This window comes from Agrobacterium sp. A3-95 (assembly GCF_053521785.1).
This window is the reverse complement of sequence record NZ_JBNWDR010000002.1, coordinates 74,254-89,777: the sequence shown is the minus strand read 5'-3', so window position 1 is coordinate 89,777 and position 15,524 is coordinate 74,254. Positions and strand designations below refer to the sequence as shown.

Sequence of the window (15,524 nt, the reverse complement as noted above, 5' to 3'; positions counted from 1 at the left end):
ATCGGTGGACTAACAAATGCAACTTAAAGACTGCTACAATTTCCACGATTTTCGCCGAATGGCAAAACAGCGTCTTCCCGGACCGATCTTCAACTACATCGACGGTGCTGCCGACGATGAGGTGACGTACCGGAGAAACACGGCCGCCTTCGAGAATTGCGATCTCGTTCCCGACGTGCTGCGGGGCGTGGCCGATGTGGACATGTCTGTCACCGTCATGGGGCAGAAGCTGGCGATGCCGGTCTATTGTTCCCCGACGGCGCTTCAGCGTCTCTTCCACCATCAGGGGGAGCGGGCGGTTGCGGCCGCAGCCGGAAAATTCGGCACGATGTTCGGCGTTTCTTCACTCGGCACCACCAGCCTCGAGGAAGCGCGCCGGATCAGCGGCGGCCCACAGGTCTATCAGTTTTATTTCCACAAGGACCGTGGTCTCAACCGCGATATGATGGCGCGCGCCAAGACTGCGGGTGTGCAGACGATGATGCTGACGGTGGACAGCATCACGGGTGGGAACCGTGAGCGCGACAAGCGCACCGGTTTTGCCATTCCGTTCAAGCTCAATCTTTCCGGCATTGCGCAATTCGCCATCAAGCCGGCCTGGGGGATCAATTATCTGACGCATGAGCGCTTCAGCCTGCCCCAGCTCGACGGCCACATCAAAATGGACGGCGGCGCGCTCTCCATCAGTCGCTATTTCACCGAAATGCTCGACCCATCCATGACGTGGGACGACGTCGCACAGATGGTGCGTGAATGGGGCGGCCCTTTTTGTCTGAAGGGTGTCATGTCCGTGGAGGACGCCAGACGCGCCGTCGATATCGGTTGCAGCGGCATCGTGCTTTCCAATCACGGCGGTCGCCAGCTCGATGGTTCGCGTAGCGCCTTCGACCAACTGGCCGAGATTGTCGACGCAGTCGGTGACCGTATCGATGTCATGATGGATGGCGGGGTTCAGCGCGGAACGCACGTCCTCAAAGCCCTGTCTCTGGGGGCGAAGGCCGTCGGGCTTGGCCGCTATTACCTTTTCCCGCTTGCCGCCGCCGGACAGCCGGGTGTCGAGCGGGCGCTCGAGCTGATGCGCATCGAAATCGAGCGCGGCATGAAGCTGATGGGCTGCACCACCGTCGACCAACTGACACGCCGGAACCTGCGGTTTCGTAACTAGAGCGGTGTCAGCGCGAGAAAATCGAGGCCTGTCGAGCTTATCGACAATATAGTCGGATAATCACCCGTACCGAATGACCCCTTTGAAACCACCACAGCGGTTTCGAGAGGTTTTCACGCTATCGGCGCTGCGCAGTGGTGACCTTGGCAAGACCGATCGAATATGATTATGGTTGCATGATGCAACCATAATGGATTTTGGCATGTCCGAAAGACCCTTTCCCATAAACGATATCCGCTCCACCTCGCGTCGGCTCGTGCGCGAACTCGGCTTCATGGGTGGAGACTTTGCCGGCACCGATCTGCCGCCCTCCGCCGTGCACGCCCTGATCGAGATCGAGGCATGCCCACGCATTACCGCACGCGATCTGGGAAAGATGCTTCGGCTTGAAAAGTCGAGCATCAGCCGCATGCTTCGCAAACTGGTTCTTTCGGGCGATGTTCTGGAAGAAACGGACGAAGAGGATAGTCGTATCAAGCGGTTGCGCCTCGCCGGGCGAGGACAGAAGCGGGTCGAAGCCATCCACACTTTTGCCAACCGACAGGTATCAAACGCACTGTCGCGGCTCGCGCCTGCGGATGGCCAAAAAATCTTTGACGGGCTTCGCCTTTATGCCGACGCGCTGGGGGACCGGGCCGACGCCGCGGCTTCCCCGATCGAAATCGTCAGGGGCTACAGGCCCGGCCTTATTGCCCGTATCACGCAAATGCATGCGCTTTATTATGGCCGGACATCAGGCTTCGGCCAGCGCTTCGAATCCGTTGTTGCCGAAGGTCTCGCCTCCTTTTGCAACCGCCTCAAAAGCCCGCAAAATGCGATCTGGGTGGCAATGCGTGGAGACGATGTCATCGGCTCCATCGCAATCGACGGTGAAGATCTGGGACCGGGAACCGCGCATCTGCGCTGGTTCATCGTCGATGATGGCGTGCGTGGCGGCGGCGTCGGGCGAAGGCTATTGGCAACCGCCCTTGCGTTCACGGACGAAAAAGCGTTCGCCGAAACCCATCTATGGACTTTCAACGGACTTTTGGCGGCACGGCATCTTTACGAGGCCCAGGGTTTTACGTGTGTAGAAGAACGTCCCGGCAGCCAGTGGGGAAGCGAGGTTCTGGAACAGCGCTTTGTCAGGCCGCTTCCTGTGGTTGGCGGCGCTGGACGTGAAGCGAACTAAACCCCGTGGCGGCCGATCAAGCCGCCTTGAGAGCCCCCCGATGAGCAAGTGCGCCTGAACCCAGCTCGAACTGGCCGAGCAACCGGTTCAGCGCATCGACCTCGCCTGCAAGATTGTGGCTTGCGGCGGTCATTTCTTCCACCATCGCGGCATTTTTCTGCGTGTCCTGATCCATCTGGTTCACGGCGGTATTGATCTGCTGAAGGCCGGACGACTGCTCTTGCGCGGATTCGACGATCGCGGCGACGTGCTGGTTGATCTCCTGCACTTCGGCGACAATCGCGTCGAGTGCCTTGCCGGTGTCGCCGACAAGATGCACACCCTCTTCGACCTGCTGGTTCGATTTTGTGATCAGCGACTTGATTTCCTTCGCCGCGCCGGCAGAACGCTGCGCAAGTTCGCGCACCTCCTGCGCCACCACGGCAAAACCCTTACCCGCCTCGCCGGCTCGCGCGGCTTCCACGCCGGCATTGAGCGCTAGCAAGTTGGTCTGGAATGCAATCTCGTCGATCACACCGATGATACTGGAAATCTCGTTCGAGGATTTTTCGATCCGCTCCATCGCGATCACGGCCTGACGCACGACTTCGCCCGATCGTTCCGCACCGATGCGCGTGCGGGAAACCAGACGGCCCGCCTCATGCGCACGGTTCGCGGCATCTTTCACGGTTATTGTGATCTCTTCAAGAGCTGCGGCGGTTTCCTCCACGGCAGCAGCCTGCTGTTCCGTCCGCCTTGCCAGATCATCGGAGGCTGCCTTGATTTCATTAGCGCCGGCATCAATACCGGCGGCATTATCCGATACCCGCAGAAGCGCGTTCTGCAACTTCCCGGCAGAACCGTTAAAATCGTTACGCACGGCATCGAACCGCTCGACAAAGGGATCGTTGATACGACAGGACACGTCGCCATCTGCGAGCCTGGCCAACGCCTGAGCCAGACTGTCAACTGCGAAACGGATGCCGCTCGCCTCATCGGCCGCCTTGTGTTCGCGGGCCACCCGCTCCTGTTCGCCAAGAGTTCGGTTGGCTTCCGCTTCCTGCTCCAGCAAGGCTTTTTCACGATTGTTTTCGCGCAAAACGTCAAGCGAGCGGGCAAGATCGCCGATCTCGTCCCTGGTCTCGATATCCTTCAATGTCAGCTGGAGATTTCCCCGAGCGATCTGGGCGGTCTCATCGATGACATTCGTGATGCGGTTGATGAACCGCCGTGCAATAAACCAGCCGGCCATCGCCAGCAGCACCGCCGCCGTTACGATCGTCAGGACGGCGTCACGCATCATTGCATGCAGCTGCGCAAAGACCGTGTCTTCCGGAACCGAGACGATTGCGTACCATTTCATGTCGCCCGTGAGCATGACCGGCAAGGCGACGGCAAGGGAAACCGTGCCGTCCTGTGCCGTCATTTCCAGCTCTTTTCCGGGATTGGCGATCAGTTTATCCCAGCCTGCGGTTTGTGCGCCGCCATCTGCGAGGTTCTTACCCATTATCGTCGCATCGGGATGGCTGATGATCTTGCCGCCGCCACTCACAAGGCTCATGAAGCCCGTTCCCATCGGCCGGACGGCTGACAACGCCTTGTTCGTTTCCTCCAGCGACAGATCGAGGCCAGCGACGCCCAGAGTTTTACCGTCGACGATGACAGGTTTCGCGACCGAGGTAATCAGAACCTCCTTGCCATCGATTGCGTAAGAATAGGGTTCGATGACGACTGTTTTCTTCAATGTGAAGGGCAACTGATAATAATCGCCTGGACCCGCGGTGGTATAATCCGTCAATGCGGTGTTGCTTATTTTGCCTCCGCTCCGCACCCAATAGGGTACATAACGACCAGTCGCATCATATCCCTCCTTGTTGACGAAGTCCGCATCCTTGCCATCGAAGGCATTGGGCTCCCATCCGGTCCAGAGACCAAGCAAATCGGGATTGTTCGCCAGCATGTGCCGGATAAGCTGATCGGCCTTGCTCCGATCGGCATCGCCCGACTGCTTCATCGATTCCAGAACCGAGCCGAGGCTATTGACGATGTGAATCATGCCGCCGATATTTTTCTCGGTCGTCAAGGCTTCGGCTTGCGCGATCTGCTGCATACGCTCCATACTGTTGGCCCTTGTATCCTCAAAGGACCGATAAAACAGCACGGCCGAAGCCGCGATCGTTGCAACGACGCCGCATGCGGCGACTGCGAAGATATTACGGCCCGTTGTCGATTTAAACAGCATGTCACATCCCCACAAAAAATCCCGGCCGCGACGGCTGAGGTCGCTGCGCGCAAGCCCAAAATGTCAGCAACCAGACCAGACGATAATATTAGAAAACTATGCTTAAAAATTACTTTAATTCATATTTTTAGCGCAATTAAGAAAACAGAAATAAATTATAAAACCGTAATATTACAGTACAAACAAAATATTACGCGATATCCGAACCTTCCGAAACGCCAGCATATATTGCAAGCTACGAGCAAGCTCATGCGGCACGCATCATTGCGTGCCGCTGATCAGGAAAACCGGGAGCCTTTAGTCCTGCAAACGCAGATCACTCCAGAAGCCGCGCAACTGGTCGGTCAATTGTGTGTAGAGGCCGTAGCGCCGCCTATAATGCGGGAGTTGCCCCGCATCCGGCCGGTAGGCACTGGCCACGCGGGTCATCGCTGCGACCGCCGCTTCATAGCCGGGATAGAGACCGACCGCCACGGCCGCGCCGATGGCCGCACCAAGCGCGCCGGTCTCGCGGGCCTCCGCGACACGCAGCGGGATTTCAAGAACGTCCGCCATGATCTGCGGCCAATGCTGGCTGCGGGAACCGCCGCCGGACATGACGGCACTGTCGACCGGCAGCCCCGCTTCCCTGAGAACGCCGATATGGCGGCGGTGTTCGAAACACACACCCTCGAACAGGGCTCTCAGCATGTGGCCTTCGCCATGCCATCCCGCCAGACCATTAAACCCGCCCCGAAATTCCGCGCCCAGTCGCGAGCCGAAGATGAACGGGTGGAAGAACGGATCGTCGGCGCGTTGCGAAACGGAACCGACCAGATCGTTGCAGCGCTCGAAGGCATGGTCACCATGGTCACCGCGAACACGGTGCACGTACCATTCAAGATTGGCCGCAGAGGTGGCGCTGGACTCGATATTGACATAGCGGCCACGTCCAAAGGTCGTGACCATGAAGACATCGGGGCTGATGACCGGTTTATCCGCGAAAACCTGATTAATGCTCCAGGTGCCGGCGATGATAGAAGCCTCCCCGGCGTTGATGACGCCCGACCCCATGGCGCTGGAGACGACATCGAAAAAACCACCGATAACGGGTGAGCCCTCGGAAAGCCCCGTCAGAGCCGAAGCCTCAGCTGTCACATGGCCGACGATATCCGCCGATTCTACGAGGCGCGGAAAAAAGGCGACGGCATCCTCAAGCCCGTAGAGCGACAGGAGTTCCCGGTCGAGCTTCGCTTCGGGGAAGGCAAGCAACCCCGCACCACTGAGATCGGAAATATCATTGGCAAGACAACCGGTCAGGCGGAAGTTCAGGAAATCCTTGCAGAACAGCACCGTTCCGATCTGGGCATATGTATCGGGCGCATGCCTTTTCACCCAGGCCAGCAGGGTAGGCGTTTGCGCGGGCCAAGGCCGTTGCAGACAACGGTTCTGTAGTTGCGCGCCGCTTTTCCGGTCAAGCTCTACCGCCACATCGGCGGCTCGGCTGTCAAGCGACTGGATACCGATCAGGGGCTGCTGATCCTTGTCCAGCAGGTAGAGACCGTTGCCGTGGCCAGCGCAACCGACGGCAAGGATGCTCCGGGGATCGACGGACGATTTTGCCAGAAGCTGGCGGATCGCCTCGCATCCGTTGCGCCACAACTCCTCCAGATCGCGCTCGACGTAACCGGGCTGCGGAAATGTCGAATGGCCGTCGATGGCGTGTTGCGCGACCTGCCGGCCGGCCGTGTCGAACAGCACCGCCTTGATAACCGTGTTGCCGACATCCAGACCCAATATATGATTTTTATCAGCCACGATTATAGATGTCCCATGCTTCTTCGCTGCCCGCACCCTGATGGATGATAGCCATCAAGGCCGCAACGACGGCCTTGGGGTTGTCATGCTGGTAGATATTGCGTCCATAGACCATCCCGTTCGCACCTTCGGCCACCAGTGCCGCTGATTTCGCCAGCACGTTGCGCAAGTCCTCACGCCCCCCGCCCCGCACCAGAACCGGGCACCGCGCTGCCTCGATGACCTTGTGAAAATCCAGCGGATTGCTGGTGGGATCGGCCTTGATGATATCGGCTCCCATTTCCGAAGCAAGACGCACCAGGGTGACGATCTTTTCAGCATCGCCATCCACCTGGTAACCGCCGCGCACGTCATTGGGCAACATCACCAGCGGTTCGATCATCAGCGGCATGCCGTAACGATGGCAATCGGCGCGCACGCGGCTGATATTCTCGACGCATTGGCGAAACAGTTCCGGCTCGTCCGGCAACATGAACAGGTTCACGACGACGCAGGCGGCGTCCATCTCCAGCGCGCCGATGATCGGATCGTGATAGTTCTGGAGCTGCGACCACATGGTTCTGTGGCGCGTTGAATTATAGGGGTTGCCCATGTCGATACGCATGACGAGCGCCGGCTTGTCGCGCTGCGGTCTTTGCTGCAACAGGTCCGCCTGTCCGTAGGTCATCTGGATGGCATCGGGAGCTGCTTCGACCAGCCTGTCCACAGTTTGAGCCATATCCTCCAGCCCGACGAGGAAGCTCGGCTCGTTGCAAACCCCGTGATCAATGGCAACGTCCAAGCATCCACCATTGCGGAACAGCCGGTTCATACGCGCCTTTTTCGAAATCCGCATCATCATGCATTCTCCTTGCATCTGTGTTTAAGCATTGCCGTCGTGACCCCGTAAAAGGTCTCCAATTCATCAACGAGCCGCCGCCGTTCGTCCGCCGCCTGCTGTGGCGCCCATCCCAGCTCGCGCGCTGCGACGCCAAGGATCGCATCGATCAGATCGGCATCGATGACGCCGGTAATGGCAAGCGTCGTGCGGCGCAGGATGAGATCCGTCAGATGGCGGACATGTTCGCAGCGGATCAGCCAGACCACCTCTGCCGCCGTGATCGGCGGTTTTTCGCAAAGCGGACTGTCATCCGGGCGGCCCCGACAAAAACCCATCAACTCGAAGGCACGTGAACCGTAGGCCGATGCCAGATACTCAGCCCGGTCCCGGTCGATCGAAAATTCCTCCGACAGCAGGGCCGGCAGGCGCCCGGCACCGCTGGGGAAGTTCCTGCCGCCGCCGATCGGGCGGTTCATTGTGCCAGTCAGCCGCTTGCGTCCGAGAAAGGCCAGAGCCTCGTCGGTCACCTGTTCGCCAAAGGCTCTGAACGTCGTCCACTTGCCGCCGATCATGCAGAGCTGCGGCGGATCGCCCTCCACGCGGTGGATGAAATGGCTGCGGGATATTCTTCCGGTAAAGGCCGCGTCGCTGCGCGGCAGCGGGCGTATGCCGCTGAAACTGTAGACGATGTCGGAATGGTCGATGGAAATATGCGGAAAGACCTGACGGACCGCATCGAGAATATAATCACGCTCTTCCGGTTCGCATCGCACCCGTTCGGGACGATCCACCTTGATATCTGTCGAACCAGCGAGAACCCGGCCAAGATAGGGAAAGAGGATACAGACACGGTTGTCGGCATTCTCGAAAAAAATCATATGGCCGTTCAAGGCCTTAAAGAGCGCCTCGTTGGCGAGGATCAGATGCGATCCCTTGGTGCCGGAAACGGTCGGTTTCGCCCTCCCCGCAACCTGTGTGGTCGTTAGCGCTCCAATCGTCTCATCGATCCAGGCGCCCGTCGCATTGACGATGATGCGTGGCCGGACGGGCAAGGTTTCGTCCGTGCCCTCCACCTTAAGACGATAGTCGTCGCCCGCACGGAGAAACTCGGCATAGTTCAGCGCAATGCTTTGCGGCGCATCGACCCGGGTGTCGATCAGAAGCTCCAGCGCAAGCCGTTCGGGCTGGCTGATCCACGCATCGTAATAGGTGGCCGAATATCTGATGCCTGGCGTCAGGCCCGGCCAGCGTTGCAACGTCTTGCGTGCGTTACGGAAGGTGTGTCGGGGAAGGATGCGATTTTTGCGGGTGACGAAATCATAGAGCATGAGGCCCGCCTTGATGGCCAGTGCCCCCCGGCTGGCGGGTTTTCCGCCGGAACCCACAAAGGTCGCAGCCGCATTGAACAGGCCGCTGAAGGTTGAAAATATCGGGATCGTCGTCGGCAGCGGATGAACCATATGCGGTGCCAGCGTCAGAAGCGCATCACGCTCCCGCAGCGATTCCGCCACAAGGCCGAATTCACCATTTTCGAGATACCGCAGGCCGCCGTGGATCATGCGCGAGGGTGCAGCACTGCAACCGGACGAGAAGTCGTTGCGCTCTACCAGAAGCACCCGCAGTCCCTGTAAAGCGAGATCGCGATAGGCGGCGATACCATTGATACCGCCGCCGATGACGACGGCGTCGAAATCACCGTCTTGCCGGATGCGGCGTAGAGCGTCCTCGCGAAAACTGGGCATAGGAATACCGTTCGCTGGCTAACAACCAGCGTCCCAATGTTGTTAAACGTTTAAAGCGACGAGAGAGAGGGGTGGCGAAAATTATGCGATATTCGCCTGAAGCCCCGTCTCAGCTACATGATTTACGCATCGAGCCCCACGAGATGCTCGGCAACGCCGGCGCTGATAAGAGCCAGTTCATTTTCCGCGAGGCGCAGGCGGGCCGCAGCAGCGTTTTCAACCGCCTGAGCCGGATCGCGCGCCCCGCACAGCGAGAATGTTATGCCGGGCTGGGCAATCGTCCAGGCAATCACGACCTGCGCAATCGACGCGCCATGCGCTTTGGCCACCGGCTCCAGACCCCGCGTCAGCCGCGCGATCTTCTCGCGGTTTGCCTGGCTGAAACGCGGGTTGCCCTTGCGCTGATCATCCCCTGCAAAATCCCGTTCAGGTCCGACCTTGCCGGACAGAAGACCGAGCGCCAGCGACGAGTAGCTCAGGACCGAAACAGCACTCGTGCGGCAAAGCGGCAGAAGTGTCGTCTCGATGTCCCGCCGCACCATTGAATATTCTTCCTGGATGGCATCCAGCGCGCCGGTGGCGATATAGGCTACCAAATCCTCCGGCGAGACGTTGCTCGCGCCGATCGAACGGATCTTGCCCTCATCCTTCAGGCGCACAAGCGTTTCCACCGTCTCGGCAATCGGCGTCGTCGCATCCTGCCAGTGGGTGACATAGTGGTCGATATAGTCGGTTCCGAGCCGCTTCAGGCTCTCTTCGACCTCATGCCGGATCGAAGCGGCGCCGAGATAACGGTGAACGGGCTTGCCATCCTGGTGGAAGAAATAGGCGCCCTCGTTCACATGCCAGACCAGCCCGCATTTGGTGACCAGCACCACCTTGTCGCGCCGGCCGGCAATCGCCTTGCCGACGATGGTTTCCGCAAGACCCATGCCATAGGCTGGCGCGGTATCTATCAGGGAAATGCCGGCGTCAATGGAGGCGTGGATAGCGGCGATGGATTGCCGCTCGTCGGTGCCGCCCCACATCCAGCCGCCGATGGCCCAGGTGCCCAGCCCCACGGCTGATGCGCTGATACCGCTGCCGCCAATCGTCCGGGTCAATATTGAATTGTCCGTCACGAAGTTTCCCCCTCTTCCTGATCCAGTAAATAGCCGGCGATCGCCTCGTCCACGACGAGCGAGGTCAGATAGCGGCCGGCAAGCGTGGCTGCCACCGGTCCGGCCTTGATGGCCCCGGCCGCCACGCCGATGATGTTCGGGCACCGGGCAAGCTGCCCAGGGTCCAGCGCCACCACGCGCGAGTTGAGATCGATCCGCGCCAGCTGCCCATCCGCCATGGTGAGATGGGCAAGGAATTCCCCGGCAATGCCCGCATCCACCAGCGCCTGCCCGCCACGGGCCGCATCCGGCAGCAGATCGTAATAACCGGAACCGGGCGCCTCCACGGAACCGATGCCAACCAGTGCCACCTGCGCCTGTCGCGCTAAGTCGAACACTTCGCGGATCGAAGCGACATTCATCAGGAGATCACGCTGTTCTTCATCCTCGGCAAATAGCGGCGCATGAATGAGCGACGCGCTGCCGCCGAGCTTCTCCGCCAGTTGCGTGGCCAGATGATTGACATCCGTATAGTGCTTGCCCTGGACACCGCCGGTCAGCGGCACTACCCGCACATCGAAACGGCGCTCGGCCTCCAGATTATCGACGACGGCACTCACCGCCTTGCCGCCGGTAATCGCAATCACGTCGCCGTCGCGGATAGTCTCCAGCAAGTGGTTGGCGGCCACGCGTCCGACCATCTGCAGCGCGGTTTCCGGATTGTCGGACACCGTCGGTGTCACCACCGACTGTCTGAGGCCGAAGCGGCGTGTGATCTCGTTTTCGAGGTCCACCAGCCTCTGATAGGGACTGGCGATAGTGATCTTTACCATGCCTGCCTTGCGGCCCGCCGCTATCATGCGGTTCACCTTGGTGTGGGAAAGATTGAGCCGCTCGGCAATTTCCGACTGCTTCACGCCCTCGATGAAATGCAGCACCAGGACGGAGTACATCTGCCTCTGTTGATCGAAATCGTCCTTGGTATCCAGCATGATCGTATATCTCCAATTACCACAGGCGCTCAGCGGCGACGCTTGACAAGATAGTGGTCGAACAGGACCGCCGTCAGCAATATGCTTCCCCTGATGATGTCCTGCCAGTAGACAGACACATTGAGCAAGGCAAGCGAACTGGAAACGACCGACAGAAGGATCGCCCCGAGGATTGCGCCGAGAATGGTGCCCGAGCCGCCCGAAAGGCTGGCGCCACCGATGACCGCGGCTGCAATCACGTTAAGTTCCATGCCGACTCCGAAGCTCGGCTGTGCTGACCCGAAGCGGGCCATGTAGATCACGCCTGCGACACCGCACAGCATCGAACAAAGTGTGGTGGTGGCAAACACCACCCGGCCGACGCGGATGCCGGAATAAGCCGCCGCTTTCGGATTGCTGCCGGTATAGAACACCTTACGGAATGCCGTCGTACGCCGCAGCAAGAGATCGAAGCAGACGACCACCACCGCGAATATGATCAGCACCAGCGGAATGCCGCCAAGCGCGCCCTGGCCGATGAATTTGAATTCCGGCGGCAGCGAGTAGAGACCGAGCGGCCGGCCGCCCGTTGCGAGCAGGCAGACGCCGCGCGCAATCACCATGACGCCGAGCGATACGATGAAGTGATGCAGGCCGATGACCGTTGTCAGAAATCCCATGGCCATGCCGACCAACGTGGTGAGGCAGATTGCCAGCCCGGCCGCGACCCAGGGATCGACACCGTTGAGGAATAGCCAGCCAGCCGCAACCATCGCAAGCGCCGTGACGGAACCGACGGATAGATCAATGCCGCCCGAGATTAACAGGATCGTCATGCCGACCACGACGATGCTTTCGATGGCGAAAACCATCGCCATGGCCCGCAGATTGTCGACCGTCAGGAAATACGGGGATATGAAAGACATCACCGCGAAAAGGGCGAGGATGATGACGATAAGTCCGGTTTCCCGTGCCTTGAGCGCCGGTTCCCACCAGCCTGTGCGGCGAACCGCCACTTCTGCAATGCCCGAAGGTGTTTCCGATGTTGCCATTTTCCCGCTCCCTCAGGCCCCTGCCGGGCTCTCTGCAATATTGATCGATGCAAGCTGCATGATCTTTTCTTCCGTCATGTCCTCACCCTCAACCTCGCCGGCAATGCGCCCCTCGCGCACGACCAGTACGCGGTCGCTGACACCGATGAGTTCCGGCAATTCAGAGGATATGACGATCACGCCCACACCCTCGCGTGCCAGTTCCCGGATCTGGCGGTGGATTTCGGCCTTTGCGCCCACATCCACCCCGCGTGTCGGCTCGTCGAGAAAGACGACCTGTGGCTCCACCGACAGCATCTTTGCCAGTGCCACCTTCTGCTGGTTGCCGCCGCTCAAGGTAGAGACAGCGTCACCGACGCTGTTTGCCCGCAATTTCAGCCGGCGTCCCAACTCGTCGGCGCGCTTCATTTCCTTGCGCCGTTCGATAAAGCCCATGCCGTTTGATATCCTGCCGACATCAAGCGCCGAGACATTCGCGGCAATGGACATGTTGAGAAACAGCCCGTCGCCCTTGCGGTCCTCCGACAGATAGACCAGCCCCTCGCGGATGCTGTCGCGATAGTCCTTGAGCCTCAGCGGCCGGCCGCGCAACGTGACCTCGCCTTTTGGTTTTCCCTCCAGCCGGCAGACCGCCCGCACAATTTCGCTTCGCCCTGCGCCGATCAGGCCGGCGAGCCCGAGGATTTCGCCCCGGCGCAGATCGAAATCGACATCGAAAACGCGCTTTCCCTCGTTCAGTCCCCGAACAGAGAGAATGACGTCACTCGATTTCTCTTCTTCTGCAAGTTTCGGTGGGTAGAGCTTGTCGAGCACCCGTCCCACCATGCTGTTGACGACTTCCTCCGGGGAAATCTCCGAGATATTCTCCGTCCTGATGTGGCAACCGTCGCGCATCACCGTAATGCGGTCGCAATGCTCAAAAATCTCCGCCATCCGGTGCGAGATATAGATGATCGCAATCCCGCGTTCCGCCAACCGGTGCATGATCCGGAAAAGGGTCTGGGCCTCGGTTTCGGTCAAAGCCGCCGTCGGCTCATCAAGGATCAGGATACGGCAGTCCAGCGTCAGCGCCTTTGCAATCTCGACGATCTGCTGTTGCGAAATCGACAGATCACCGGCACGGCTGGCAGGATCGATATCGCCGATTTCCTTGAGGATGGTTGCCGCCCGCTTGCCAAGATCGCGATAATTCATGAACCAGGATTTGCTCTGGCCGGTCTCCGACATGAACATGTTTTCGGCAACCGAAATTTCCGGGCAAAGCGCAATCTCCTGATGCACGAAACCGATACCGAGCCGGTTCGCCGCATTGGGCGAGGATATCTTGACCGGTTTGCCGTCCAGCAGGATTTCGCCGCCATCAGGCTGCAAAATGCCATCGATAATATGCATCAGCGTCGATTTACCGGCGCCGTTTTCACCCGCGAGCGCATGGATTTCTCCCCGCCGCAGCTCAAAGGCAGCAGTGCGCAACGCCCGCACGGGCCCGAACGCCTTGTGAATATTCGTCATGTTGAGGATGACCTCGCCCATAACGCCCCTCCCGAACGTGGCTCCCCTTTGCCGGCAAGGCGTAAACCTCGCCGGTTTCAGGGCGGCGCGTCAGCGCCCTTTCATATAGTCATTGAGATCGAAGGAAGCGGCGTTCGCCTTGGTAATCACGGCGAAACCATTGTCCATCGAAGGCACCTGCATCGGGTTGAAGCCTGATACCTTGTAGTCGTTGAAGGGGTCGATCAGATCCGAATGGGCACCCAGAAAGGTATTCATGAAACCCATGAAGCCCTGAACGCCCTGATTGGGATTGATGGACATGTAGATGTTGCCCTGCTTGATGTGCTCCAGCGTCGCCGGGGTAATATCCGCATGCAGGATCAGGACCTTCTTCTTGGCCTCGAGAACAGCGGTCGTTGCGCCTTCAGCCGAGCCGGCTTCAGGAATCCACAATGCGCCGAGATTGGGGTTGGCCTGCAACAGGGCACCCACCGCCTGATAGGCGACGTTTGCATCCTGGTTGGTCGCCTGGCGGCCGACGAGCTTCATTTCCGGATAAGTGCGCCCCATGTAATCGATCAGTGCAGTGACGCGCAGATCATGGTTGCTTTGGCCCGGATTTTCGAGAACGGCATATTCGCCCTTCTTGCCCAGCTTCTTGACGATCTCGTCAGCCGCAAATTTCGCCTCGGCAACATTGTCCGAGGTGATATAGGCGGTGCGTTTCGACTTGGGCGAATCCGCCGCAAAAGTCGTCACCGAAACACCGGAGTCGATCGCCTTGTTGATCGGTTCAATAAAGGGATCGGCCTGCATCGGATGCAGCAATATGCCTTTCGGCTTCTTCACCAGCTCCTGCTCGAAGGACGCGATCTGCTTGGTGATGTCGTATTCGGGCGTGCCGGTAAAAACGGCCTCGCAGCCCAAGGCCTTCGCGGCCTGCTTGAAACCCTCAAAGACCGGCACCCAATAGGGGTGGCTGGAAACCATGACGTTCATCACATAGGTCTCGCCCGGTTCACAGGCGAATTTGCCCGCAGCAGCGGCCTGAGAGCCGGCGCCTGCGGAAATCGCCACGGCTAAAACACCCGCGGCAACGGTCGATTTCAGAAAAGCCAACATATTCCCCTCCCAAGGACAATGACCAATCCGCAATAAATTTTAAGTCGTGTAATTTATTGCACGACGTTTGAGATATCGGGAAACCGGGCAAGCGTCAATCCGGTTTGCATTTTATTTTTTTGAGTGAAATTTATTGCGGAGCGCATGGATAGTTTGGAGGCTGCTACAGGATAGCCCGTCGCTCGAGCGAACTCCGCGGATCGAATAGGCAGTCAATCAGCGTGCCTATACCAATCAGCTGGCGGCAGTCGGATGTCTTAAGACCAAGGGATGGCAAGGCGCGATGCACTCAGGACGCCAAATGGCGGGTAGCGCGCAAACGCTTCGGTTCATCACGCCCTTCTCCATGTCCATGCCGCATGGAAGGCCGCTAAGTCCTCCTGCCGATCCTCTTTGCCCTAGTTGGAGTGGTATTTATGACGGTGTCGCAGCGTGTTCCTGTGATGGGACCGTTGACGCGTACTCCATAGGGGACAGGTTCGATTGACACTGGGGCCACTATGCAAAAAGGCCCTGCGATTTCTCGCAAGGCCTTGATATTTAAGAATTCGGATGGTGGGCGTGACAGGGATTGAACCTGTGACCCCTACGATGTCAACCATGTTGAAACCTCCGGACACCCTTGTAGCGCAGGGAACGGGATTTGACAAATCTGGTGCATGTTCTCTTTCTGATCACGCATATCATGGGCGTAGTTTGGGCGGGCAACACGCGCCCACGGACGATCTGATAAGGCTGCTCGACGAGTATCAGCCGCGTGTCAGAGAGGCAGCGATGTGGCTGTATCTCAATCGCTCGACTGTGTCAGGTAACGTCCTGGTCGCGCTGCGCCGAAAGTTCAGCCTCACTATCATCGAGGCAACAGACGC

11 protein-coding genes are annotated in these 15,524 nt (G+C 59.1%); 2 read left to right on the top strand and 9 right to left on the bottom strand.

Translation table 11 applies throughout. The features are described from left to right. The first annotated feature begins 16 nt into the window (after positions 1–16). Both ACQZ5Y_RS05925 and ACQZ5Y_RS05920 read left to right on the top strand, forming a co-directional pair. A complete protein-coding gene (locus tag ACQZ5Y_RS05925) occupies positions 17–1,165 on the top strand; it encodes an alpha-hydroxy acid oxidase (RefSeq protein ID WP_065704468.1) in 1,149 nt (382 codons plus the stop codon). Between the two features lie 202 nt (positions 1,166–1,367). Continuing rightward, positions 1,368–2,336 (top strand): GNAT family N-acetyltransferase, encoded by a 969-nt coding sequence (locus ACQZ5Y_RS05920; RefSeq protein ID WP_174060152.1) that lies wholly within the window; start codon positions 1,368–1,370, stop codon positions 2,334–2,336. Positions 2,337–2,352: 16 nt separating this feature from the next. Here ACQZ5Y_RS05920 and ACQZ5Y_RS05915 read toward each other — a convergent pair whose 3' ends face one another. The 9 genes from ACQZ5Y_RS05915 to ACQZ5Y_RS05875 all read right to left on the bottom strand — a co-directional run bounded on the left by ACQZ5Y_RS05915 (position 2,353) and on the right by ACQZ5Y_RS05875 (position 14,655). Next, positions 2,353–4,557 (bottom strand): methyl-accepting chemotaxis protein, encoded by a 2,205-nt coding sequence (locus ACQZ5Y_RS05915; protein WP_076845417.1) that lies wholly within the window; start codon positions 4,555–4,557, stop codon positions 2,353–2,355. A gap of 297 nt (positions 4,558–4,854) precedes the next feature. Next, positions 4,855–6,354: an FGGY family carbohydrate kinase gene (locus tag ACQZ5Y_RS05910; protein ID WP_162705257.1), complete on the bottom strand. Its 1,500-nt coding sequence runs from the start codon at positions 6,352–6,354 to the stop codon at positions 4,855–4,857. Then, positions 6,347–7,189: a class I fructose-bisphosphate aldolase gene (locus ACQZ5Y_RS05905; RefSeq protein ID WP_003511545.1), complete on the bottom strand. Its 843-nt coding sequence runs from the start codon at positions 7,187–7,189 to the stop codon at positions 6,347–6,349. Before ACQZ5Y_RS05905 ends, ACQZ5Y_RS05910 begins: the two co-directional genes overlap by 8 nt. 2 nt (positions 7,190–7,191) lie before the next feature. Continuing rightward, positions 7,192–8,916 carry a glycerol-3-phosphate dehydrogenase/oxidase gene (locus ACQZ5Y_RS05900; RefSeq protein ID WP_174060153.1) on the bottom strand — a complete coding sequence of 575 codons (1,725 nt, stop codon included), beginning with the start codon at positions 8,914–8,916 and terminating at the stop codon, positions 7,192–7,194. 122 nt (positions 8,917–9,038) lie between these two features. Further along, positions 9,039–10,037 carry an aldo/keto reductase gene (locus ACQZ5Y_RS05895; protein ID WP_174060154.1) on the bottom strand — a complete coding sequence of 333 codons (999 nt, stop codon included), beginning with the start codon at positions 10,035–10,037 and terminating at the stop codon, positions 9,039–9,041. Further along, positions 10,034–11,008, bottom strand: a complete 975-nt coding sequence (locus ACQZ5Y_RS05890) for a sugar-binding transcriptional regulator (protein ID WP_038494403.1) — start codon at positions 11,006–11,008, stop codon at positions 10,034–10,036. The genes ACQZ5Y_RS05895 and ACQZ5Y_RS05890 overlap by 4 nt, the downstream gene beginning before the upstream one ends. A gap of 29 nt (positions 11,009–11,037) precedes the next feature. Continuing rightward, positions 11,038–12,039 carry an ABC transporter permease gene (locus tag ACQZ5Y_RS05885; protein ID WP_003511562.1) on the bottom strand — a complete coding sequence of 334 codons (1,002 nt, stop codon included), beginning with the start codon at positions 12,037–12,039 and terminating at the stop codon, positions 11,038–11,040. A gap of 12 nt (positions 12,040–12,051) precedes the next feature. Next, entirely contained in the window at positions 12,052–13,572 is a 1,521-nt protein-coding gene (locus tag ACQZ5Y_RS05880) for a sugar ABC transporter ATP-binding protein (RefSeq protein ID WP_174060155.1), read from the bottom strand. A 69-nt stretch (positions 13,573–13,641) separates the two neighbouring features. Next, positions 13,642–14,655: a substrate-binding domain-containing protein gene (locus ACQZ5Y_RS05875; RefSeq protein WP_003511565.1), complete on the bottom strand. Its 1,014-nt coding sequence runs from the start codon at positions 14,653–14,655 to the stop codon at positions 13,642–13,644. Between the last annotated feature and the right edge of the window lie 869 nt (positions 14,656–15,524).

Bases quoted from the DNA above. Each gene is read 5' to 3' on its own strand.
- ACQZ5Y_RS05925 (WP_065704468.1), top strand. From the start codon at position 17: ATGCAACTTAAAGACTGCTACAATTTCCACGATTTTCGCCGAATGGCA.
- ACQZ5Y_RS05920 (WP_174060152.1), top strand. From the start codon at position 1,368: ATGTCCGAAAGACCCTTTCCCATAAACGATATCCGCTCCACCTCGCGT.
- ACQZ5Y_RS05915 (WP_076845417.1), bottom strand. From the start codon at position 4,557: ATGCTGTTTAAATCGACAACGGGCCGTAATATCTTCGCAGTCGCCGCA.
- ACQZ5Y_RS05905 (WP_003511545.1), bottom strand. From the start codon at position 7,189: ATGCGGATTTCGAAAAAGGCGCGTATGAACCGGCTGTTCCGCAATGGT.
- ACQZ5Y_RS05900 (WP_174060153.1), bottom strand. From the start codon at position 8,916: ATGCCCAGTTTTCGCGAGGACGCTCTACGCCGCATCCGGCAAGACGGT.
- ACQZ5Y_RS05890 (WP_038494403.1), bottom strand. From the start codon at position 11,008: ATGCTGGATACCAAGGACGATTTCGATCAACAGAGGCAGATGTACTCC.
- ACQZ5Y_RS05885 (WP_003511562.1), bottom strand. From the start codon at position 12,039: ATGGCAACATCGGAAACACCTTCGGGCATTGCAGAAGTGGCGGTTCGC.
- ACQZ5Y_RS05880 (WP_174060155.1), bottom strand. From the start codon at position 13,572: ATGGGCGAGGTCATCCTCAACATGACGAATATTCACAAGGCGTTCGGG.
- ACQZ5Y_RS05875 (WP_003511565.1), bottom strand. From the start codon at position 14,655: ATGTTGGCTTTTCTGAAATCGACCGTTGCCGCGGGTGTTTTAGCCGTG.